Source organism: Actinomadura sp. 9N215, assembly GCF_044326345.1.
Lineage (GTDB): Bacteria > Actinomycetota > Actinomycetes > Streptosporangiales > Streptosporangiaceae > Spirillospora.
Window position 1 is genome coordinate 112,707 of record NZ_JBIRBA010000003.1, and the last position, 20,872, is coordinate 133,578.

The 20,872-nt window shown below is 72.7% G+C and carries 20 protein-coding genes; 3 read left to right on the top strand and 17 right to left on the bottom strand.

Going from position 1 to position 20,872, the window contains the following annotated elements; all coding sequences use genetic code 11:
- Positions 1-32: 32 nt before the first annotated feature.
- On the bottom strand, positions 33-1,178 hold the full coding sequence (locus ACH34T_RS05960) for a N(5)-(carboxyethyl)ornithine synthase (protein ID WP_395990949.1): 1,146 nt from the start codon (positions 1,176-1,178) through the stop codon (positions 33-35).
- A 722-nt stretch (positions 1,179-1,900) separates the two neighbouring features.
- Positions 1,901-2,221 carry a UBP-type zinc finger domain-containing protein gene (locus tag ACH34T_RS05965; protein ID WP_395990950.1) on the bottom strand — a complete coding sequence of 107 codons (321 nt, stop codon included), beginning with the start codon at positions 2,219-2,221 and terminating at the stop codon, positions 1,901-1,903.
- A gap of 293 nt (positions 2,222-2,514) precedes the next feature.
- Between ACH34T_RS05965 and ACH34T_RS05970 the strand changes: the two genes are divergently transcribed.
- Positions 2,515-3,444, top strand: coding sequence for a LysR family transcriptional regulator (locus ACH34T_RS05970; RefSeq protein WP_395990951.1), 930 nt, complete (start codon positions 2,515-2,517; stop codon positions 3,442-3,444).
- Between the two features lie 39 nt (positions 3,445-3,483).
- Here the strand turns inward: ACH34T_RS05970 and ACH34T_RS05975 are convergent, their stop codons facing one another.
- From ACH34T_RS05975 to ACH34T_RS05985, 3 genes are all read right to left on the bottom strand, one after another.
- Positions 3,484-5,193 (bottom strand): SpoIIE family protein phosphatase, encoded by a 1,710-nt coding sequence (locus tag ACH34T_RS05975; protein ID WP_395990952.1) that lies wholly within the window; start codon positions 5,191-5,193, stop codon positions 3,484-3,486.
- A gap of 215 nt (positions 5,194-5,408) precedes the next feature.
- Entirely contained in the window at positions 5,409-5,900 is a 492-nt protein-coding gene (locus tag ACH34T_RS05980) for a DUF5994 family protein (RefSeq protein WP_395990953.1), read from the bottom strand.
- Positions 5,901-6,240: 340 nt separating this feature from the next.
- Positions 6,241-6,468 (bottom strand): hypothetical protein, encoded by a 228-nt coding sequence (locus ACH34T_RS05985; RefSeq protein ID WP_395990954.1) that lies wholly within the window; start codon positions 6,466-6,468, stop codon positions 6,241-6,243.
- Positions 6,469-6,741: 273 nt separating this feature from the next.
- Between ACH34T_RS05985 and ACH34T_RS05990 the strand changes: the two genes are divergently transcribed.
- Together ACH34T_RS05990 and ACH34T_RS05995 are read left to right on the top strand one after the other, a co-directional pair.
- Complete coding sequence (locus ACH34T_RS05990; protein WP_395990955.1) at positions 6,742-6,945, top strand: cold-shock protein; 204 nt, start codon at positions 6,742-6,744, stop codon at positions 6,943-6,945.
- Positions 6,946-7,131: 186 nt separating this feature from the next.
- A complete protein-coding gene (locus tag ACH34T_RS05995) occupies positions 7,132-8,604 on the top strand; it encodes a DEAD/DEAH box helicase (RefSeq protein WP_395990956.1) in 1,473 nt (490 codons plus the stop codon).
- A 23-nt stretch (positions 8,605-8,627) separates the two neighbouring features.
- Here ACH34T_RS05995 and ACH34T_RS06000 read toward each other — a convergent pair whose 3' ends face one another.
- The 12 genes from ACH34T_RS06000 to ACH34T_RS06055 form a co-directional block, all read right to left on the bottom strand.
- Entirely contained in the window at positions 8,628-10,160 is a 1,533-nt protein-coding gene (locus tag ACH34T_RS06000) for an ABC transporter substrate-binding protein (RefSeq protein WP_395990957.1), read from the bottom strand.
- Positions 10,157-10,972: an ABC transporter ATP-binding protein gene (locus ACH34T_RS06005; protein ID WP_395990958.1), complete on the bottom strand. Its 816-nt coding sequence runs from the start codon at positions 10,970-10,972 to the stop codon at positions 10,157-10,159. Before ACH34T_RS06005 ends, ACH34T_RS06000 begins: the two co-directional genes overlap by 4 nt.
- A 3-nt stretch (positions 10,973-10,975) precedes the next feature.
- A complete protein-coding gene (locus tag ACH34T_RS06010; RefSeq protein WP_395990959.1) occupies positions 10,976-12,919 on the bottom strand; it encodes a dipeptide/oligopeptide/nickel ABC transporter permease/ATP-binding protein in 1,944 nt (647 codons plus the stop codon).
- Complete coding sequence (locus ACH34T_RS06015; protein WP_395990960.1) at positions 12,889-13,839, bottom strand: ABC transporter permease; 951 nt, start codon at positions 13,837-13,839, stop codon at positions 12,889-12,891. The genes ACH34T_RS06010 and ACH34T_RS06015 overlap by 31 nt, the downstream gene beginning before the upstream one ends.
- Positions 13,836-15,365 (bottom strand): CocE/NonD family hydrolase, encoded by a 1,530-nt coding sequence (locus ACH34T_RS06020; RefSeq protein WP_395990961.1) that lies wholly within the window; start codon positions 15,363-15,365, stop codon positions 13,836-13,838. Before ACH34T_RS06020 ends, ACH34T_RS06015 begins: the two co-directional genes overlap by 4 nt.
- A 150-nt stretch (positions 15,366-15,515) precedes the next feature.
- Positions 15,516-16,049, bottom strand: a complete 534-nt coding sequence (locus tag ACH34T_RS06025; protein ID WP_395990962.1) for a flavin reductase family protein — start codon at positions 16,047-16,049, stop codon at positions 15,516-15,518.
- Positions 16,050-16,059: 10 nt separating this feature from the next.
- Positions 16,060-16,404, bottom strand: a complete 345-nt coding sequence (locus ACH34T_RS06030; protein WP_395990963.1) for a cupin domain-containing protein — start codon at positions 16,402-16,404, stop codon at positions 16,060-16,062.
- Between the two features lie 14 nt (positions 16,405-16,418).
- Complete coding sequence (locus ACH34T_RS06035) at positions 16,419-17,867, bottom strand: 4-hydroxyphenylacetate 3-hydroxylase family protein (RefSeq protein WP_395991381.1); 1,449 nt, start codon at positions 17,865-17,867, stop codon at positions 16,419-16,421.
- Entirely contained in the window at positions 17,867-18,520 is a 654-nt protein-coding gene (locus ACH34T_RS06040) for a DUF2848 family protein (protein WP_395990964.1), read from the bottom strand. The genes ACH34T_RS06035 and ACH34T_RS06040 overlap by 1 nt, the downstream gene beginning before the upstream one ends.
- Complete coding sequence (locus ACH34T_RS06045; protein WP_395990965.1) at positions 18,517-19,338, bottom strand: carbon-nitrogen family hydrolase; 822 nt, start codon at positions 19,336-19,338, stop codon at positions 18,517-18,519. The genes ACH34T_RS06040 and ACH34T_RS06045 overlap by 4 nt, the downstream gene beginning before the upstream one ends.
- Positions 19,335-20,000 carry a GntR family transcriptional regulator gene (locus ACH34T_RS06050; RefSeq protein ID WP_395990966.1) on the bottom strand — a complete coding sequence of 222 codons (666 nt, stop codon included), beginning with the start codon at positions 19,998-20,000 and terminating at the stop codon, positions 19,335-19,337. Before ACH34T_RS06050 ends, ACH34T_RS06045 begins: the two co-directional genes overlap by 4 nt.
- A 104-nt stretch (positions 20,001-20,104) precedes the next feature.
- Positions 20,105-20,806 (bottom strand): SDR family oxidoreductase, encoded by a 702-nt coding sequence (locus ACH34T_RS06055; RefSeq protein WP_395990967.1) that lies wholly within the window; start codon positions 20,804-20,806, stop codon positions 20,105-20,107.
- Between the last annotated feature and the right edge of the window lie 66 nt (positions 20,807-20,872).

The following is a 20,872-nucleotide window of genomic DNA, read 5'->3' on the forward strand; positions in this document are numbered from 1 at the left end:
GATGAGCTGGCCGCCGCCGGGACGCCGGGCCGTCAGAGCCGGGCGTGCGGGTAGGTGGGCGAGCGGTGCTGGAAGGACAGGATGTCGGGGTTCTGGACGACGCCGTCGCGGATCTCCACCGCACGCTCGATGATCGTGTCGGTCTCCAGGGCGGAGGGGTCGGCGAGGACCGCGTGCAGGTGCGGCAGCAGCGCCTCGCTGATCTCCCAGGTCGCCGAGTCCCACAGGTAGGACGGGCTGTGGTCCACGCCGTAGTGCCGGACGTTGTCGCCGACGGTGTACATGGGGTCGTCGAACGAGGTCGGCCGGGCCCACTCGAACCCCATCCCGGCGTCGCAGGACACGTCGATGACGAGGGTGCCCGGGGCGAAGAGCGGCAGGTCGGCGTTGGTGGCGAACATGAGCGGGGCGCTGGGGTCCTGCAGGACGCAGTTGACGACGATGTCGTGCCGGGCCAGGAAGGCGGCGGCCGGCACCAGGCCGTCGTCGCCGAGGACCCGGGTGCGGGCCGGGTCGTCGGGGTGGCGGTCGAAGTGGACGATCCGGGCCGAGTGGATCGGCGAGGCGACCGCGCTGACGCCTCGCTGCGTCAGGACGTCGACGTCGTGGACACCGTGCGCGTTCAGCGCGGTGACCGCGCCGCGGCCGGTCGCGCCGAAGCTGATGACGGCGGCGCGCAGCCGCCGTCCGTAGGCCCCGGTGGCGCCGGTCAGGGCCAGGGCGTGCAGCACCGAGCTGTACCCGGCGAGCTCGTTGTTCTTGTGGAAGACGTGCAGGGCGAACCCGCCGTCGGAGGTCCAGTGGTTCATCGCCTCGAACGCGATCAGCGTCAGCCGCCCGTCGATGGCGAGCTGGGTGATCTCCGGGTCCTGGACGCAGTGCGGCCACCCCCACAGGGTCTGGTGTGGGCGCATCTGCTTGAGGTCGGCGGGCTGGGGCTTGAGGATCACGACGATGTCGCAGCGGGCGATGAGCTCCTCGCGGGACAGCAGCCCGGCGACGTGCGGCGCCAGGTCCTCGTCGGGGACACCGAACCGTTCGCCGTATCCGCGTTCGAGATAGATCCGCGAGCGCAGGACAGGGTCGAGCCGGGCGAGGTGCAGCGGGTGGATCGGCTGCCGCCGCTCGTTCTCCTTGCCCGACCGCGCAGTGACCCCGAGCGTGGGACCGGACGGCATGGGACCGGACGGCGTGGGACCGGTCGGCGTTCCGCCGCCGTTCAACGGACGATCAGGACATGGGGCCGGCGGGGGCGACGAGTGTCCCCTCCGGCATGGCTTCCGGCGGGCATGAGGTCTCCGATCGTTGACCGGTGGGGGCCCAGGCCGTCCCACCGGACGAGGTCAGCGTTGCCGCCACAGGACGTGGCGGGGCGAATCCGGTCACGAGCCGTGAGGTCGCAAAGCGTGAGGTCACGGGCCGGAAGGTCGGCGAAGTTCAGACGATGAGGGCCGCTCCGGCGGCCGAAGTTGCCGGCGTGGCGGATCACCGCGAGCGCGGTGCCGTGATGGCCGGGTACCCGCAGTGTATGCGCGCGTCGCTCCCCTCCGGACGGCCCGGGCGCACGACGGCGCCCGCCGCCACCGCCGATCAGCCATCGTGATGAGCCGTTCACCGATCGCCTGTGTCCCCGGAGAGATCGCCGGACTTGGCTGGACGGTGGCGGGTCACTGCTGGGGCCACGCTGATCCACCGGGGCCGTCCGGTGCGCGGTGAGCAGTCCCTCACAACACCGGACGGCCCTGGCCGTCCGCTCCAGGGTGTCCACGCGGTCCTTACAGGGGCGATCGTGGTGGCCGCCCGCGCGGTGCCGTCCCGGCCGGTCCGGGCATACGGCGCCCAGACCGGCCGGGACCGCCTGATCGACGAAAGCCTGAGGCGCCGGATCCCGCCGGCGGGGTCAGACTTCGCGACGGTGGACATAGCACCATTTCCACGCGGATCCGGGCTCCAGGGCGCCGACGACGGGATGGTCGGTCTCCTGGTAGTGCGCTCGGCCGTGCTGGTGGGGCGAGTCGTCGGAGCACGCCACCCAGCCACAGTTCAGGCAGACCCGCAGCCTCGCCCAGGTGGCGCCGAGCGCTTGGCAGCCCGGGCAGCGGTCCGACCTCGGGATCACCGGGCCCAGCCCGTCGAGGTGCTCGCAACGCGGCGCCGACCCGTTCGGGGCGAGCGGGAAGACGGACACGATCTGGAGATGACTGTCGCGGTCAGTGCCCACAGCGGGTTCTCCTCTCCTCCGTCCCCTGCGATCTCCGCGTCCGGCGGGTGGACACCCGGACACGGCACTGCCGAGTCAAGCGCCGCCGACGTCGTCCCGGAAACCGCCAAGTCGAGCGGAACTCATCACCGGCGCCCATAACCCCCGCACCGGGCGGCGGCCAGTGCCTTCCGGACGGTCGGGCGCGAACCTATGCTCGGTGGCGGACCGTTTCGGCCACGTCCGAACGCTTCGCCGAGGTCGGCGCTGAGCCGGTCCGGATGGCGGCGATGTCGTGTGCGGAGGTGCCGGTCGTGGAGCTGCGCCAGCTGCGCTACTTCGTGACCGTCGCGGAGGAGCTGCATTTCGGCCGTGCGGCGGCCCGGGAGCACATCGTGCAGTCGGCGTTGAGCCAGCAGATCCAGCGGCTGGAGCGCGAGCTGGGCGTCCGGCTGCTGGAACGCAGCACGCACCATGTCGCGCTGACCGCCGCCGGCGCGGCGTTCCTGGTCGAGGCACGGCAGATCCTGGCGCACGTGGACCGTGCCGCCGCGGTCGCCCGCGACGCTCGCAGCACGGCGCCCGCCCTGCGCGTGGGGATCACCGACGCGAGCTACGACTCGATGCCCCAGATCCTCCAGGAGGCGCAGGCACGGCACCCGGGCCTGGTCGTCCACCAGATCGAGGCGGGCGTGCCCGAGCAGTACCAGCTGCTGGCCGACGGCCGGCTCGACGTCGGCATCGGCCGCGCCGCGCTCGCCCCGCCCCGGATCGCCTCGCAGGTGTTCCGGCACGACCCGCTCGGCGTGCTGATCCCGCACCGGCACCGTTTCGCGGGACTGGACGCGGTCCCGGTCGCCGACCTGGCCCGGGAGCCGCTGCTGCTCGCCGAAGAGGCCCAGGCCCCGGAGTTCAACCAGTTCACCGTCGAACTGTGCCGGGCCGCCGGTTTCACGCCGACGGTGTACGCGGGGACGGTCGAGAGCATCCGGGCCGCCGCCGACCTGGTCGCCCAGGGGCGCTGCCTGTACTGCGTCCCGTCCTCGTGCATCAGCGCGCTCCCCGGCACCCTGTGGCGGCCGCTCACCGAACCGGCGTCCTACTACCCCTGGTCGGTCCTGTGGCGCGCCGACGACGACTCCGACCGCGTCACCGCCGTCGTCACCTGCGCACGCACCATGTCCGCACGACTCGGCTGGCTCACCGCACCAGACCGGCCCACCCCAGACCCAACGACGGACTGAACCCCACCCGCGTCATGCCGCGCCAAAGTGCGGTGGCCGTCAGGCGGGGATGCGGAGGGCCAGGAGCGCGACGTCGTCCTCGCCGCTGGGCTCCACGCGTTCCAGGAGCTTGTCGCACAGGTCGGGCAAGGGGAGCTGGGCCAGGTGGGAACCATGACGGCGGAGGCTGGTCAGACGGTCGGACAGGTCGGAGTCGCGGGTCTCGACGAGGCCGTCGGTGTAGAGCAGGAGCGTCGAGGACGGCGGGAGGACGCAGGTGCCGTCGGGGCGGGTCCCGGTGAGGCCGGGGTCGCCGAGGAGCATCCCGTGCTCGTCCAGGAAACGCGTGCCGCCGTCGCGGGTGATCAGCAGGGGCGGTGGATGGCCGGCGTTGCACCAGCGCAGGCGCCATCGTCCGGCCAGGTCCTCCTCGACGCGGCCGAACACGGCGGTGGCGAGCTCGGCGTCGCTGACGGCGGCCATGACGCCGTCCAGACGTGCCAGCACTCGGCTGGGCGGCCCGGCCGTGTCCCAGGCCAGGGCCCTGAGCATGTTCCGGACCTGGGCCATGCGGGCCGCGGCGGGCAGGTCGTGGCCCTCGATGTCGCCGATGACCAGTCCGGTGGCGCCGTCGGGCAACGCGAAGGCGTCGTACCAGTCGCCGCCGACCCAGCTGACCTGCGTCGCCGGCACGTACCTCGCCTCCAGCCGCAGCTCGCCCGGCTGCGGCAGCGGCGTGAGCAGGTTGCGCTGCATCGCCTCGGCCGTGTTGCGCTGCTCGGCGTACAGGCGGGCGTTGGCCAGGACCAGGCCGGTGCGGCGCGCGACGTCCTCCACGACGAGCCGGTCGCCCGGCCCGTAGACCTGCCCGGGACGGGAGTAGCCCAGCGTCAGCGCGCCGTAGGTCTCGCCACGGGCCGCCAGCGGGGCGATGATCGCGTTCTGGGCGTCCATGACCTCGAAGAGTTCGTGCTGGGCGGCGTCCAGCGGTTCGTCGAAGCGGGCGTCGGCGTCGCCGCTGACGACGACCGCGGCGCCGCCGCGCAGCACCTGGGCCAGCGGTCCGCGCGGTAGTCGCGGGAGGGGCGGAAGCGGCCCCTCAAGCCCGGCGATGTCGGCGGCGGACAGCTCGTGGTGCGTCGCCGCCACCCGCTCGACGCGGCCGTCGGGGATCAGCAGGTCGACCTCGGCCCAGTCCCCCAGCGCGGGGACCACGAGCCGGACCAGCCGCCGCAGCAGTTCCCCCTCGTTCAGCGTGGACGCCAGCACCGTCGTGATCTCGGCGACCAGTGACAGCCGGGAGTTGGCCCGCTGCACCTGGGCCAGCCGGTCGCGCCGCTCACGCTCGACCGCGATCCGGTCGGCGGTGTCCTGGAAGACGATGACCAACCCGGCCACCGCACCCGTCTCGGGCCCGGCCCCTGGCTGGTCGCCGGTGTAGATCGGGGCGGACGACCAGGAGCACATCACCAGCCGCCCGTCGCGATGCGCGAATCTCTGGCTGTCCCCGTGGTCGGGGACGCCGGTGCGCAGCACGTGCATGAGGCGGCAGTCCCGTTCCGGCGGGACGTGTCCGTCGGCGTCCCGGTGCAGGAAGGGGTGCATCGGCCTTCCGAGCACCTCGTCGCGGGTGTAGCCGAGCAGTTGCTGGGCGCGCGGATTCCACGCCGTGATCCGGCCGGACTCGTCGGTGGCGAGAACCCCGGAGTTCATCGCCTCCACGAGACGGTCATGAGTCGCGCCCGGTCGATCGTCCACCTGCCCGGTCATTCTCACCCCCTCGATCGGACATCAGGCTCATTCCCTTTGGTTCATCCCGAACACTCCGTGCCCAGGTCATCCCGTAGAAAGGTGATATTGCCGAGGGGCTTTCCCGGCCGGACGGCCGCCCGCAGGACCCCGCCCGAGACGGGCGGCTGCGCGGACGACAGGACGGGCTGCGGTGCGGGTGAGGGCGCTCGCGGACGAGCGCGGGCCTGGGTGGCTCAGGGGCTGCCGGTGAGGACGTCGCAGGAGGCCAGGATCTCCTCCGGCACCGTGTCACCGATCTGGGCCGCGCATCTGGCCAGGGCGTCCTCCCCCGACGCGGGCGTCGTTTCCGGCGGGATGACGAGAAGCAGCGTCGGGGCGGCGCTGCCGCAGGTGAGCGCGACCATGTGGTCGAGGTGGGCCAGCCAGCCCACCCTGACGTCGCGTCCCAGGACGGTGACGCGGAGCGGGATGTCGTCCCAGTCGTTGAAGTCGATGGTCACGCGGGCGGCCACGTCCGGCGGGACGGCCAGGGCGGTCAGCAGTCCGGTGAGCTCGGCGGCGGTGTCGCGGGATCGCGGCCACCAGCCGCCGTTCATGACCCCGCGCTCGGCGCGGCCCGGGGCCAGACGCAGGCGCGGCGCGTGCGGTGCCACGGGTTCGGACGTCGTCGTCGCGGCGGGTGGGGAGGCGAGCTGTGCGGTGTCGCGGGCCATGAAGGGCCCCATTCTCGGTTCGTACGGAACCGGTTCGTGTGTCACCGGGGACGTCGCCGGCAAGGCGGCCCGCGCTCAAAGGGTCCCTGGCATCGCGAGTCTATGTCACCGCGGATACGGGGTCACCGCAGGTACGGGCGCGCGGACCCCGCCGGGACGGGCACGCCCGCCGCCCCGGGCGGACCTTTTCTGCATCGTTCCGAGAAATCGGGCTTCCGCCGGAGATGACGCCGATTCGTGTGTTTCACCGGTCTGGTTCGGCGGGCCTGTCTTTTCGCGGGCCCGCGGCGCGGGAACACGGGCGGAACATGCGCGGGAACGCGGCGTGAACCGGGCGGGGACGGCGTGGTTTTCAGAGTTTGAAGAGCTTCGCGTAGGGGGCGGTAATCCTGACTTTTCCCGTCCCGAAATCGACCAGGACGGCTGCTCCCTGCTCGACCTCCACGACGCGTCCGAGGCCGTACTTGTCGTGGGTGACCTGGTCCTGGAGGGCGAACTCGCGGAGGGGCGGGGCAGCGGACGGAGGCGGGAAAGGGCTGGTGGGCAGGTGCCGCCGCCTGGCGGATCGGGGCGATCTCATTACTCCAGTATGCGCGGTGGCGGAGCATTATGGGGGGTCTCACCGGCACCGATACCAGAATCACAGCCGCCCCGGCCGACCGCCTTCCGCTTCCCGTTCCGTTCCGCGGACCTGTGGTACTGTGCGGGTAGTTGCGGTTCCCATAGACATGTTCGTGCGCCTGTTGGATCTGACCTCAGGCGCATTTTTGTTGTTCTGGATCTTCCGGATGGGCCATCGCGGCGATCTCGGCCGCACAGGGTGTGCGGCCTTGACCGACCAGAGGAGATGACCATGGCCACCGGCACGGTCAAGTGGTTCAACGCCGAAAAGGGCTTCGGGTTCATCGAGCAGGACGGCGGCGGCGCCGACGTCTTCGCGCACTACAGCAACATCGCGGCGCAGGGCTTCCGCGAGCTCCAGGAGGGCCAGAAGGTGAAGTTCGACATCACCCAGGGCCAGAAGGGCCCGCAGGCGGAGAACATCACCCCCGCCTGACCTGCTCCGGCAGCCGCGCGGCCCATGTGGCCGCGCGGCCACCGTTTCGTCTCACCACCGGGCGACCCAGGCTCCCCCGGTCGTCATCCGGTTCGTTCTTGAGAATCCTCCGCAGTCGCCCGTGCAGCGATCCGGGCTCGGCGGAGCACTTCCTCGACACGCACCGTTTCGAGGAAGGCTCCACCAATGTCCCGCAGTCCCCATCAGGGCGCCCGAAAACGTTCCGTCGGCCGGCGTCCCGGCTCCGACCGTCGCAGACCCGCGCAGGCGCAGGCGCGCCGACCCGATGCGGAGCCCGCGCGTCCGGAGGCGTCCGCCGCGTCGCGGCCCGCGGTCGGATCGCGGCCCGCGGTCGAGTCGTTCTCCGACCTGCGCATGCCGGCGCCGCTGCTGACGGCCCTGAACCGCAACGGCATGACGACCCCGTTCCCCATCCAGGCCGCGGCCCTGCCGAACGCCCTCGCGGGCCGGGACGTCCTCGGACGCGGCCGCACCGGCTCCGGCAAGACCCTCGCCTTCGGCCTGGCGCTGCTCACCCGCCTCTCCGGCCACCGCGCCGCGCCTCGCGAACCGCTGGCGCTGGTCCTGGTTCCCACCCGCGAACTCGCCCAGCAGGTCACCGGCGCGCTCGCGCCCTACGCCGACGCCTTGGACCTGCGGCTCGCCACCGTGGTCGGCGGCCTGCCGATCTCCCGGCAGGCGAACGCGCTGCGCCGCGGCGCGGACGTCCTGATCGCCACCCCGGGACGCCTCGCCGACCTGATCGAGCGCGGCGACTGCCGGCTCGGCCAGGTGCGGATCACCGTGCTCGACGAGGCCGACCAGATGACCGACATGGGCTTCCTGCCGCAGATCACGCGGCTTCTGGAGCAGACCCCGCGGGAGGGGCAGCGGATGCTGTTCTCCGCGACGCTGGACCGCAACGTCGACCAGCTCGTCCGCCGGTTCCTCAGCGACCCGGTCACGCACTCGGTCGACCCGCCCACCGACGCCGTCACCACCATGGAGCACCACCTGCTCCACGTGGCCGACACCGACAAGCACGAGACCATCGCGCACATCGCCGCCAGGGACGACCGGGTGATCATGTTCGTCGGCAAGAAGCACGCCGCGGACCGTCTCACCCGCAAGCTCACCTCCCGCGGCGTCCGGGCCGCGGCGCTGCACGGCGGGAAGACCCAGTCCCAGCGCAACCGCGCCCTGGACGGCTTCCACGCCAAGGACGTCACCGTGCTGGTCGCCACCAATGTCGCCGCCCGCGGCATCCACATCGACGACCTCGACCTCGTCGTCAACATCGACCCGCCCGCCGACCACAAGGACTACCTGCACCGCGGCGGGCGCACCGCCCGCGCGGGACGCACCGGCACCGTGGTCACCCTCGTCCTGCCCGAGCAGCGCCGCGAGATGAACGCCCTGATGGCCAAGGCCGGGATCACTCCGCGCACCACCAGCGTCCGTCCCGGCGACGCCGATCTGGCCCGCATCACCGGCGCCCGTCCGCCGGTCCGCGACGCCGCGCCAAGCGCCGCCAGGGACGCGGCCCGGTCCCGGAAGGCGCCGCCCGCGTCCACGGCCGGCCGGCGCGAGGACGCCCACGCCACCGCCAGGCGCTCCAGGCGCAATGCGCGCCGGCGCGCATCGTCCTTCAACACCTGACGCGCCCCCACGCCCGGGGTTGTTCAGGCGGCGGCGTCTCGTGGGGTCCAGGTGAGGACGTCCATGGCGCCGTTGCCGCCGTACGAGCCGAGACCGCTGACGCCCTTGGCGAAGATGTAGTTGTGGACCGTGGTGATGGGCACGAACCACGCCTGGTCGAGGACGGTCTTGTTCAGGTTCTGGGCGGCGGCCTTCTGCCGGTCGGCGGGGGCCGCGGCGAAACCGGTGAAGGCGCGGGTTATCTCGGGGTTCCGGCTCTTGTAGGGGTTGAGCGGTGAGGCGGCCCCGGCGAAGTTGAACAGGGCGCTGGCGAACATCGGGTTGGCGAGCCGGAACGTGGTGGCCCCGTACCTGTGGGAACCGAGCTCCGCGACGTACTTGTTCAGGTCGTTGCCGACGTTGGCGATGGTGGCGCGGACGCCGACCTTGGCGAGCTGGGCGACGACGGCCTGGGAGACGACGTTGAGCCCGAAGGTCGAGATGTCGACGATCTTCAGCTCGAAGCCGTCCGGGTACCCGGCGTCGGCCAGCATCTTCTTGGCCCTGGCCGGGTCGTAGGGATAGGTCTTCTCCAGTGCGGGGTCGTGGCCGTCGGTGCCTTGCGGCGCGAGCTGGCCGGACGGGTCGTAGCCGGCGCCGAGGGCCTTGGCGAGGGCGGCCCGGTCGATCGCGTGGTTGAGCGCCTGCCGGACCTTCTGCTCGCCGAGGGCGGGGACGGTCCTGCCGTCCCGGTCCAGGAGGTAGAGCGAGATGACGCCGGGGTCCCCGCTGAGGACGGTGACGCCCATGCCCCTGGCCTGCGCGCTGAGGGCGGCGGTGGCGTTCAGGTCCACGTCGATCTGGCCGCTGTTCAGGGCCTGGAGGGCGGAGTTCGGGTCGCTGATGACCTTGACGACGACCTTGTCCCAGCGCTGCGCGGACGGATCGTGGTAGTTCCGGTTCTTGACGAGGGTGTAGTGGTCGCCGGCGACGGTGGCGGACGCGTCGAGCGTGTAGGGCCCGGCGCCGAACGTCCTGGTGGTGAGCTGCGCCGGGTTCCTCAGCCCGGCGGGGCTGATGACGTCGCCCCAGTTGACGAGCTGGCTGAACACGTAGGGCAGCATCGGGTTCGGTGACGACAGGTCGACGCGGACGGTCCGCCCGCCGGTCGCCTTCGCGCCGCTGATGCCGGTGAGGAACGGGCTCATCGAGCCGGGGGTCCTCAGGTAGTAGTTGATCGTGGCGGCGACGGCGGCGGGGTCGACGGTCGTGCCGTCGGCGAACTTCACACCGGGGCGGACGGTCAGCTCGAACCGGTCGTTGCCCTTGCCGACGTACTTCCACGACGAGGCGAGCGCCGGTGCGAACGTCCCGTCGGACTTCGCGCGGATCAGGGGCTCGTACGTCAGCCAGTGCACGATGCCCTGGGCTCCGGAGCCGTTCTGGCCGGGGTTGAGGCTTTCGGGTGGTGCGGGCAGCGCGACGGTGAGGGTCCGGTCGGCGGTGGAGCCGCCGCCCGGCGAGCACGCCGTGAGGCCGAGGGCGGCGATGGTGAGCACCGTGAGGGCGCGTTTCATGGGGTGGTCCTTTCGGGGGTCCGCAGGTCTCGGCGCAGCTTTCTGCGGCGGGCCTGTTCCCGCGGGTCGGCGACGGGTGCGGCGGCCAGCAGCGCCCGCGTGTAGGGGTGGACGGGGTGCTCGCAGATCTCGGTGACGTCGCCGGTCTCGACGAGGCGTCCCCGGCGGAGCACGGCGACGCGGTCGGCCAGGTGGCGGACGACGGCGAGGTCGTGGGTGATGAACAGGTAGGCGAGGTCGTGGCCCGCCTTGAGGTCGGTGAGCAGGTTGAGCACCTGGGCCTGGACGGACAGGTCCAGCGCGCTGACCGCCTCGTCGCAGATGATGAGCCGGGGTCCGGGCAGCAGTGCGCGCGCGATGGCGATGCGCTGGAGCTGTCCGCCGGAGAACTGGCTCGGGTAGCGGGCGGCGGCGGAGCCGTCCAGGCCGACCGCTTCGAGCCCCTCCCTGACCCGGTCCGCGTCGTGCCTGCCGGGGAGCGTCTCGGCGACGGTCTGGCCGATCGTCCTGCTGGGGTTGAACGACAGGTACGGGTTCTGGAAGACGACCTGGACGTGCCGGGCGAGTTCGCGGCGCGACAGCAGGCCGATGTCGCGGCCGTCGAGCCGGATCGTGCCTTCGCTGACGGGGACCAGCCGCAGGATGGCCTTGCCGAGCGTCGTCTTGCCGGATCCGGACTCGCCGACCAGGCCGACGGTCTCGCCGGGGCGGATGTCGAGCGACACCTCCGACAGCGCGGGCGTGGGGCGCGTCCGCCGCCGTCCCGCGTAGCGGACGCTGACGTCGCGCACCTCGATGAGTGGTTCGGGCATCGGTCAGCCTCCGGGTGTGGGGTGCAGGCACCGGTAGGCGGCGGGGCCGTCCGGGGTGAGCGGCACCGGCGCCGCGCCGCAGTCGGTGTCGGCCCGCGGGCAGCGGGACGCGAAACGGCAGCCGTCCGGCCGGTGTCCCGGTGCGGGGACGGAGCCGGACAGGACGGGCAGGTGCCGTCCTGGGGTCCCGGCGGTCGGGTCGGCGGACAGGAGCGCGCCGGTGTAGGGGTGCCGCGGCCCGGCGAAGATCAGGTCGACGGTGGTCCGCTCGACGACCTGGCCCGCGTACATGACCACGGCGCGGTCGCAGGAGTCGGCGACGACGCCCCAGTCGTGGGTCACGAGGACGAGCCCCATTCCGGTGTGTTCGCGCAGGTCGCGCAGCAGGTCGAGGATCTCGGCCTGGACGGTGACGTCCAGGGCCGTGGTCGGTTCGTCCGCGATGAGCAGGGCGGGTTCGCCGGCCAGCGCGCGGGCGATCGAGACGCGCTGCGCCATCCCGCCGGACAGTTCGTGCGGGTACTGGCGCATGACGGCGCCGGCGCGTGGCAGCCGTACCCGCTCCAGCAGTTCGGCTGCCCTGCGCCGGGCGGCGCGGCGGCCCAGCCCGGTGTGGTGCCGGACGACCTCGGTGAGCTGGGCCCCGACGGTGAACAGCGGGTCGAGGCCGGCGACCGGGTCCTGCCCGATGTAGGCGATGGCGCTTCCGCGCAGCCGCCCCATCTCACGCTCGGTCAGGGCGAGGAGCTCCCGGCCGTCGAACCGCAGGGCGGACGCGCTGACGGTCCCGCCCGCGGGCAGCAGCCGCATCAGCGCGGACACCGCCATGGTCTTGCCGCAGCCGGACTCGCCGACGAGCCCCACGGCCTCGCCCGGGCGGACGTCGAAGCTCACGTCGTCGACGATCGTCAGGGGACCGGCGGCGTCGTGGAGCCGCACCGACAGACCCCGCACCGACAGCAGCGCGTCGCCGTCCGGCGGCGGGGTGGCCGCGTCCGGCAGCAACGCGTTGGCGTCCGGCGGCAGGGCGTTGCCGTCCGGCGCTCTGGTCTGCTTTCGCGGGGTTACGCGGGTTCGCATTCGCCGCCACGACAGCGGTTCGGCGGACGTGCGGTCGTCGGCGGCGTCCCGGACGACGTCGCCGAGGACGCCGAGCGCGAGCGCGGTCAGCACGATCACGCCGCCCGCCGGCACCAGCATCCAGGTCTGGCGGAAGATCGCCTGGGACGCCTCGGCGATGAGCCCGCCCCAGCTCGGCCGCGGCGGCTGCACGCCGAGGCCGAGGTAGCCGAGGGACGTCTCGACCAGCAGCGCGGCCCCGGCGATCAGCGAGGTGATCGAGATCGCGGGGCCCGCGACGCGGGGCAGCACGTGCCGCCACAGGATCCGCGGGGCGGACAGCCCGGCGACGCGTGCGGCGACGACGTACGGTTCGTCCCGGACGTCCCGGGTCCCCGCCCGGACGACGCGGGTGAGGCCGGCCGAGGTGAGGAACCCCAGCGTCACCATCGCGGCCGACTCGTTGTGGCTGAAGATCGCCAGGATGGCCAGCAGGATCACCACGGACGGCACCGACAGCAGCAGGTCGCAGAACCGCATGACGATCCGGTCGACGAGCCCCGGGCCGTACCCGGCGACGAGCCCGAACAGCAGGCCGAGGACGGCGTACACGGCGACCGCCTCGGCGACGACGAGCAGGCTGACCCGTCCGCCGTGCAGGACGCGGCTGAGCAGGTCGCGTCCGAGCTGGTCGGTACCGAGCCAGTGGTCGGCGGTTGGCCCGCTGTAGACGGCGGAGAGATCCTGCTCCTGCGGGTCGTAGGGCGCGACCAGGCCGGCCAGCGCGCAGGCGAGGACGATCAGCGCGAGCCACCCGGCACTCAGGAACCCGGCGGGACGGCGCAGCACGCGGCGGATCATGACGTCGCCGCCCTCGGCATGAGCCACCCGGACACGAGGTCGGTCAGCAGGTTCACCACGACGACCAGCGCGGTGAAGTACAGGACGACGCCCTGGAGCACCGGCAGGTCGTGCTGCGCCGTCGCGGACACGGCGAGCTGGCCCAGTCCTGGCAGCGCGAACAGCTGCTCGACGACGATCGAGCCGCCGAGCATGCCGATCAGCACGACGCCGAAGACGTTGACGACGGGCAGCGCCGCGTTCTTCGCCGCGTGCCTGAACACGATCGACCGGGCGGGCAGGCCGTTGGCGCGCAGCGCGCGGACGTACGGGCGGCCGAGGACGTCCACCATCGCGCCCCTGACCTGCTTGGCGATCATCGCGATGCCGCCCGCCGCCAGGCACACGGCCGGCAGGACCAGTGACCGCGCCCAGTCGCCAGGCGACTGGACGAACGGCACGTACCCGGTGACCGGGAACAGGCCGAGATTCACCGCGAACACGACCACGAGCACCAGGCCGAACCAGGGCTGCGGCACGCTCATCCCGATGACGGACGCGGCGTCCAGGATCCGCCCGGTGAGGCCGCCGCGCAGCGCGCCGGCCATGCCGACGGCGACGCCCGCGACGGCAATCACGAGGGCCGCCCCGGCGAGCAGGCAGAGGCTGACGCCCAGCCGCGCGTTCAGCGCCGACGCCACGGGCTCCCCGGTGAACAGCGAGTTCCCGAGGTCGCCGCGGACGGCGTGCGTCAGCCACGTCCAGTACTGCTCGGAGAGCGGACGATCGAGGCCGAGTTGCTCTCTGACCTGCCGGTAGGCGGCGGGGTCGGTGTTGGTGCCGAGGATCGTCCGGGCGGCGTCGCCCGGCGTCAGCCACGACAGCGTGAATGTGAGCGCCGACAGGACGAGCAGGAGTGGGACCGACCAGAGCAGCCGCCCGCCGACCATGCGCAGCACGGCCGTCACCCATCCCGTCCGGCGGACCGCGCGGCCCCGGCGGCCTCGGTGGGCCCGGTGGGCAGGGAGACGGTCGTGTCCGGCAGGAGGACGGCCTGTGCCGGGGCCGCCGACTCGTCCGCCCGGACGAGGGTGAGCCCGACGCGGAGCCGGTCCCCTTCCGCGAGCCGCAGGTGCACCGGGTAGATCTCCACGTGCAGCGTGACGGGGACGCCTGGCTTCACCGGATCGGCGTGGGTGTGCGTGTGCCAGGGCACGACGATGTCGCCGGCCTCGTCGTGCGCGCTCCGGCCGGCGTCCACGGCGCGGTGGGAGGCGCGGAGCCGCCCCTCGGTGACCGGGACGACCTGCCCGTCCGGGCGGACGATCGACAGCCGCGCGTGCGCGTCGAAGTCCTCGCAGCCGCCGGCGCGCACGACCGCCCGCAGCCCGACCGGGCCGAGAAGCCGCGCCGGCGCCTCGGCCGCGGGAAGCTCGAACACCGTGCTCTCGCCCCACATCCGCATGCCGGACTCGGTGACCAGGTCGACCATCGGATCGACGTTCGACGGCGGCGGCATCGGCGTCGCCGACAGCGCGGGCACGATCGGGACGGGGTGGTCCGCCTCGACGGGACGCCACCTGAGCCAGGCGATGTCACCGGCCTCCGGGAAGTCGCCGCGGGTCTCCCATTCGTCCGTGCCGACGCACGACAGCCGCACGTTGGCCCCTTCGGCGGACGGGTCGGGTCCCTCGCCGCGCAGCCAGTGGTTCAGCCACGCGGCGAGTTCGCCGCGCTGCTCGTCCGACAGGAACGGGTCGTGGCTCCAAGGGCCGACGACGAGCCGTTTCGGGCAGGTCGCCCGCTGGAACCCGCGGACGGTGCCGCGCAGGAAGTAGTCGTACCAGCCGCCGAGGAACAGCGCCGGCGCCTCGATCGCGGACAGGTCCGGGGTGCCGCGGTGGAACAGCTCGGTGTCGAAGTCCTCGCCGACGATCTCGCCGTAGAAGTTCTGGAGGCCGCGCCGCCGCGTCTCGGCCCGCTGCGACGCCAGGAAGGCGCGGGCGCCCCACGCGGTGTGGGACGGGATGCCGCCGCGCTTCCACATGTCGCGGTAGAAGTCGATGGGCGCGATCCAGGGGGCGATGCAGCGCAGGCTCTCGGGGCGGCGCGCGGCGATGAGGAGCTGGTTGAGGCCCGAGTACGAGCCGCCGATCAGCGCCGTCCGGCCGTCGCAGAACGGCTGCCTGGCCGTCCATGCGAGCAGCTCGACCCCGTCGTCCACCTCGCGGGGCGCGAGGATCCCGTGGTAGGGGCCGGACGAGCCGCCGATCCCGCGCACGTCCGCGATGAGCACCTCGTACCCCTCGCGGATCGGGACCTGGAGCAGTTCGCCGTGCATGAGGGATTCCTTGCGGTACGGCGTCATGACGACGACCGCGGGGGCCGGGCCGCCGCCGGAGGCCGGATACCGCAGCGCCGACAGGGTCGCCCCGTCGCTCATCGGCACGTCGACGTGCTCCGGGCTGGGCGCCGGGAAGGTGATCGAGGGCATGGTGAACTCCTCGCATGGCCCTGGAACGGGCAGGTGGAAACGGCGCCGGGGCCCTCGGGCGGGTGGCGCCGGAAATGGTGTGAGGTCAGGTGTTGTCGAGCGAAAGGATGCGGACGGCGGCCGGTTACGGCGGCCGGTTACGGCGGCCGGTCAGAAGAACCAGGATTGGGGTTGGTGGCCGCGTCCGGTGAAGTCGCCGAAACGGCCGCCGAGGAAGGCCAGCGGTTGGCCGTCCCGGTCGCAGGTTCGTTGCACGGCGCCGAACACCACGACGTGGTCGCCCGCGTCGACGCGCCGGTCGACGGTGCATTCGAGGTGCGCGAGCGCGTCCGGGACGACCGGGACGTCGTGCTCGCCGTAGGTCAGCGGCAGACCGGCGAAATGGTCCTCGCCGCGTCCGGCGAACCGCAGCGCGATGGGCTCCTGGCGGGCGGCGAGGATCGACACGGCGAACCGTCCGGACTCGGCGACCGCGACGGCGGTGCGGGCCCGCGCGCCGAAGCAGACCAGCAGCAGCGGCGGGTCCAGGGACACCGAGGTCAGCGAGTTGACGGTCATCCCGTGCGGGTGGCCGCGCCCGTCCAGCGCGGTGATGACGGCGACCCCGGTGGCGAAGCGGCCCATCACGCGGCGCATCGTCGCCGGATCTGCGACGCGGCCCAGCGGACCGGCGATAGCGGACATGTCCTTCACCTCAGCTGCGGTAGCGGACTTCGAAGGTGAGGCACCCGTCGTCGCTGCGCCACGGCCCGTGTTCCATGCCGGGCGGACGGCAGGCGTACATCCCGGCGGTGAACGTGTCCCCGAGCCGCAGGTCGGTGATCGATCCTTCGAGGATGTAGACCTCCTCCCAGAAGTCGTGCGCCTGGACGCCGTTCGGCGTCGTGTCGGTGCCGGGCTCGAAGCGGAGCATCCGGGTGGCGACGCCGGACGCGGAGTCCGCCGCGAGGATCCGTTCGGTGAGCCGCGGGACGTCCCCCTCGCACGGCGTGAAACCGACCTTGCCGGCGGGGAAGAACTCGTGTTCGGGCTTGGCCATGTCGTTCCTCCCTTTCAGGCGGCGGTGTCGGTGTAGGCGGCGAGGAAGGCGTCCACGTCGGCGATGGCCCGGTCGTAGCCGAAGTTGCGGTAGGCGTAGCCCTTCGCGACGAACGGCGCACCGGCGTAGAACATCTCGTACTGGTGGTGGCGGCCCGCGAACTCCGACCCGATCGCGTCCCAGACGAGCTTGAACAGCTTCACCCGTTCGACGGCCTCGACCCCGGGCGACTGGATGTACCGGTCGATGTCCGCGCGCGTCCCGGGATCGTGCAGGTCAGCGACGCTGGACGGCAGTTGCAGCACCCCGCCGCCCGCGAGATCCCGCAGGATCGCCAGGACGCGCGGGTACAGCTCGGCCTGGAGGCCCATCGCGCCGTAGACCGCGCGGGCGTCCGGCCGCCACATCCCGTTCGCGTCGGGCGCGGCGCGGTACTCGGCCGCGTACACCGCCGACTCGACCAGCGACGCCAGCCCGGCCAGCTCGCCCAGCTTCTCTTGCACGCCGGGGATCCGGCCGACGCCGTTGACGTCAGCGACCTTCCCGGCGAGCCCGGCGATGAAGCGGAGCTTCACCGTGAACCGGATCTGCGCCTGCCAGTTGCCGAGGACGTGCGCGCCCGTCGCGAAGAACTGGCGGCGGAGGCCGTCCACGTCCCGGTCGACGAAGACCCTCTCCCATGGGACGAACACGTCGTCGAACACCACGAGCGCGTCGGTCTCGTCGTAGCGCGTGGACAGCGGATAGTCGTAGGGCGCGCCGGTCGTCGCGTACGGACGGCGGCAGTACAGCTTCAGCCCGTCCGCCGAGACCGGGACGGTGAACCCGACCGCGAAGTCGCGGTCGTCCGGAGTCAGCGGCTTGATACACGAAATGAAGATCTCGTCGGCGACGGCGGCGCCGGTGGCGAGCATCTGCGCGCCGCGCACCACGATGCCGTCCGGACGCTCCTCCACGACGCCCGCCTGGACGAAGTCGCCCTCCCACGCGTGCGCGGTCGTCGCCCGCGACACCTGCGGCGGGATGATCGCGTACGAGACGTAGAGGCTCTCGTCCAGCAGCCGCCGGTGGTAGCCGGTCACGCTGCCCGACAGGTCGCGGCGTTCGGTGACGAACGACTCCGGCGACGAGGCGAACGCCGCGAGGAACGACCCGACGTGGTCCGGGCTGCGCCCCACCCAGCCGTGGGTGTGCCGCGCCCACGTCTCGATCGCGTGCCGCCGCGCGGCGAGGTCGTCGCGGCTGCGCGGGATCGTGAACACCAGGTTCGCCTCCGCGCCCGTCTCCGGCGCGTGCGCGGTCATTTTCGCGGCCGGGTCGGCGGCCAGGTCGAACAGCTCGGCCATCGTCGCGGCGATCGGCGCGAACGCGGGGTGGACGGTCACGTCGGCGACGCGCTCGCCGTCCAGGTGGATCCGGCGCGCGTCCTTCAGCGCGGCGAGGTACTCGGCTCCCGTGCGCATCACGGCGCCCTCCGTTCGGTCTCGTAGTCACAGGTCAGGGTGGTGTCGCCGGCGGTCAGCGTGAGCCGCCAGCGGCGGCCGGGCACGAACCCGCCGTTCAGCAGCGGCAGCGTCCCGGCGAAGACGACCAGGTCGCCGTCCAGGTCGCCGAACGCGGCGGCGAGCCGCGCCAGCAGGTCGGACGGCGTGCGCAGCTCGGTGAGCAAGCCGGACTGGTACGGGCGGCCGTCGACGCTGCACTCGACGCGGACGCCGTCCCAGGAGTCGTCCGCCGGCAGTTCCACGAACCGGTCGCCGACGGGTTTCGGGCAGGCGGCCTTCGCGGCCGCCACGTCGGTCCGTTCGAGGTCGCGGTCGGTGTGGTCGGAGCCGACGCCGAGGTAGTGCCGCCCGGCGTGCCGGACGAGGACCGGCTCCACCTCCCCCGACGTGTTCCCGCCCGCCACCGCGATCGTGGGACGGCCAGTCAGCAGCCCCGGGTCGAGCGGATAGAACGCGGGCACGGTCGCGGGCTCCGGGACGCCGATCGCGGCCAGCTCCGCGATGTGCGCGCGGGTCGCGGTCGCGTCGCGTCCGGTGTAGCCGGCGACGATCAGATGCTCGGGCGCGCAGCGCAGTTCGCCGTCGCCGACCCGCATGGTCAGTTCGCTCACGCCCGCACCGCCTCCGCCTCCGCCTCCGCCACGGACAAGGCGACGGGGCGGCGGTCGCGCAGGACGGGGAATTCCCCGCGGGTCCGCGCCACCACGCCAGGGTCGATCTCGCAGTGCAGGATCTCCTCGGCGTCGCCCGCCTCCGCGAGGACCGTCCCCCACGGGTCGACCACGCGGGACGCCCCGCCGAGCGTCACGTCGTCCTGCGCGCCCGCCGCGTTGCAGGCCAGGATCAGCATCTGCTGCTCGACCGCGCGGGCCTCGGTGAACAGCCGCCAGTGCGCCCGGCGCCGCGCGGGCCACGCCGCCGGGACCGCCACCGTCTCCGCGCCCGCGTCCACCAGCGCCCGCCAGACCTCGGGGAAACGCAGGTCGTAGCAGGTGGTGGCGCCCATCGTGCCGAACGGGGACGCGACAGTCCCGACCGTCTCGCCGGGCGTCAGCAGCTCCGCCTCGCGGGACCGGTACCCGAACACATGGATCTTCCGGTAGGTGTGGACGACCGTCCCGGACGGGTCGATCAGCACGGCCGTGTTGTGCAGCCGTCCGTCGGGCGTCCGCTCCAGGACGCTCCCGAGGTGCAGGAAGCAGCCCAGCTCGCGGGCCCATTCCTGGCCTGCGGTCACGGTGTCGCCGTCGAGCGGCTCGGCCAGCTCGGCGTACCGGTCGAACGCGAAGTAGCCCGGGACCCACAGCTCGGGCAGCAGCACCAGCTCGGCGCCGCGGGCGTCCGCCACCATCCCGCCGACGCGCTCTCTGCGCCGCGCGGGCGGTTCCGACGCGGGGCTCTCGACCTGGACGAGCGCGACGCGGGTCATCGGCCGTCCCAGTTCGCCACCGAGGGGAGGCGCAGGACGGTGAGCGTCCCGTCCAGGTGCGCGGCGAGGGCCTGCGCCGCCCGCAGCGGGTCGGCCGACCGGATCGCCTCGACGATCGCGCCGTGCTCGGCGAGCACGACCCGCGCCCGGTCCTCGGCCGCCGCGATCGCCCGCAGCCCCATCCGGACCTGCCGGTCGCGCAGCGACTCGTAGAACTCGGCCAGCACCGGGTTGCCCGCCGTCCGGACGATCGCGCGGTGGAACGCCCTGTCGCACTCGATGAACGCGACCGGGTCGTCCAGCAGCTCCTCCTGGCGGCCGACCAGCTCGGCCAGCTCGGGCGCCAGCTCCTCCGCGAGCGGGGCGGCGCGGCGCACGGACCAGTCCTCGACCAGCTCGCGGGCCTGCATGACCGCCTCGATCTCGGCGTCCGACACCGGCGGCACGAACGCGCCCTTCTTCGGCATGATCTTCAGGAAGCCCTCGGTCTCCAGCCGGAGCAGCGCCTCCCGCACCGGGGTACGGGACGTCCCGGTCGCCTCGCACACCTCCGCCTCGGTGAGGAACGTCCCCTCCTGCCGCGGCAGCGACCCGATATGCCGTTTCAGCCACCGGTACGTGGTGTCCTGCGCACTCTCTCGACGCCCTTGTGTCCGACTCATAGACGTAATGTATACATCACGCCTACATGGGCGCAAGAGCCTCCCTGACCAGCACGGAAACAGTGATCAGCGGGACGGCGCGGCCGCCCCGAACCGGCAGCGGCTCACAGGGGTGACGGCTGGGGCCGGATCGTCAGTGTGTTGACGTCCACCCCGTGCGGCTGGTCGATCGCGAACACGATGGCGTTGGCGATCTGATCCGCGGACATCATCGCGCGGTCGGGCGGGCCGCCGTCGGCGTCGAAGAAGTTGGTCACGGTGGCGCCCGGGTTGACCAGCGTGACGCCGACGCCGTCGTCGGTCACCAGGCGCCGGGTGTTCTCGGCGAGCCCGGTCACGGCCCACTTCGTCGCCCCGTAGATGTTCCCCGGGCTGTACACCACGCCGGCGACGCTGCCGACGAGGACGATCCGGCCCTTCGTCTCCTTCAGCGCGGCCAGCGAAGCCCTGATGAGCAGCGCCGGGCCGAGCACGTTGGTCAGGACCATGTCCCGCCACCCGGCCGGATCGCCGGTGGCGATGTCGTCGAAGGTCGCGTAGCCGGCGCTGGCCACCACGGCGGAGAGCCGCCCGAACCGCCCGACCGTGGACTCGACCGCGGACACGACCGCGTCGTAGTCGGCGGCGTCGCCGGGCGCCGTCAGCAGTTCCGGCGGTCTGCCGACCGAGGCGGCGAACTCGTCGAGCCGTTCCCCGCCGCGGCCGGTGATCGTCACGCGGTGACCCTGGGCGAGCAACCGCCGGGCCGTCGCCGCGCCGATGCCGCTCCCCCCACCGGTGATCAGGGTTACCGGGGATCCGGACATCTGGCGAACCTTCCAGGTAAGGGCCTAATGCGGTGCCTGAGACCCATGATCGCACGGCGCCCCGCG

Bases quoted from the DNA above. Each gene is read 5' to 3' on its own strand.
- ACH34T_RS05980 (WP_395990953.1), bottom strand. From the start codon at position 5,900: ATGGGGCCCTTCATGGCCCGCGACACCGCACAGCTCGCCTCCCCACCC.
- ACH34T_RS06035 (WP_395991381.1), bottom strand. From the start codon at position 17,867: ATGCGCACGGGAGCCGAGTACCTCGCCGCGCTGAAGGACGCGCGCCGG.
- ACH34T_RS05995 (WP_395990956.1), top strand. From the start codon at position 7,132: ATGTCCCGCAGTCCCCATCAGGGCGCCCGAAAACGTTCCGTCGGCCGG.
- ACH34T_RS05985 (WP_395990954.1), bottom strand. From the start codon at position 6,468: ATGAGATCGCCCCGATCCGCCAGGCGGCGGCACCTGCCCACCAGCCCT.
- ACH34T_RS06000 (WP_395990957.1), bottom strand. From the start codon at position 10,160: ATGAAACGCGCCCTCACGGTGCTCACCATCGCCGCCCTCGGCCTCACG.
- ACH34T_RS05960 (WP_395990949.1), bottom strand. From the start codon at position 1,178: ATGCCGTCCGGTCCCACGCTCGGGGTCACTGCGCGGTCGGGCAAGGAG.
- ACH34T_RS06030 (WP_395990963.1), bottom strand. From the start codon at position 16,404: ATGGCCAAGCCCGAACACGAGTTCTTCCCCGCCGGCAAGGTCGGTTTC.
- ACH34T_RS06050 (WP_395990966.1), bottom strand. From the start codon at position 20,000: ATGAGTCGGACACAAGGGCGTCGAGAGAGTGCGCAGGACACCACGTAC.
- ACH34T_RS06005 (WP_395990958.1), bottom strand. From the start codon at position 10,972: ATGCCCGAACCACTCATCGAGGTGCGCGACGTCAGCGTCCGCTACGCG.
- ACH34T_RS06020 (WP_395990961.1), bottom strand. From the start codon at position 15,365: ATGCCCTCGATCACCTTCCCGGCGCCCAGCCCGGAGCACGTCGACGTG.
- ACH34T_RS05975 (WP_395990952.1), bottom strand. From the start codon at position 5,193: ATGACCGGGCAGGTGGACGATCGACCGGGCGCGACTCATGACCGTCTC.
- ACH34T_RS06055 (WP_395990967.1), bottom strand. From the start codon at position 20,806: ATGTCCGGATCCCCGGTAACCCTGATCACCGGTGGGGGGAGCGGCATC.
- ACH34T_RS06025 (WP_395990962.1), bottom strand. From the start codon at position 16,049: ATGTCCGCTATCGCCGGTCCGCTGGGCCGCGTCGCAGATCCGGCGACG.
- ACH34T_RS06045 (WP_395990965.1), bottom strand. From the start codon at position 19,338: ATGACCCGCGTCGCGCTCGTCCAGGTCGAGAGCCCCGCGTCGGAACCG.
- ACH34T_RS05990 (WP_395990955.1), top strand. From the start codon at position 6,742: ATGGCCACCGGCACGGTCAAGTGGTTCAACGCCGAAAAGGGCTTCGGG.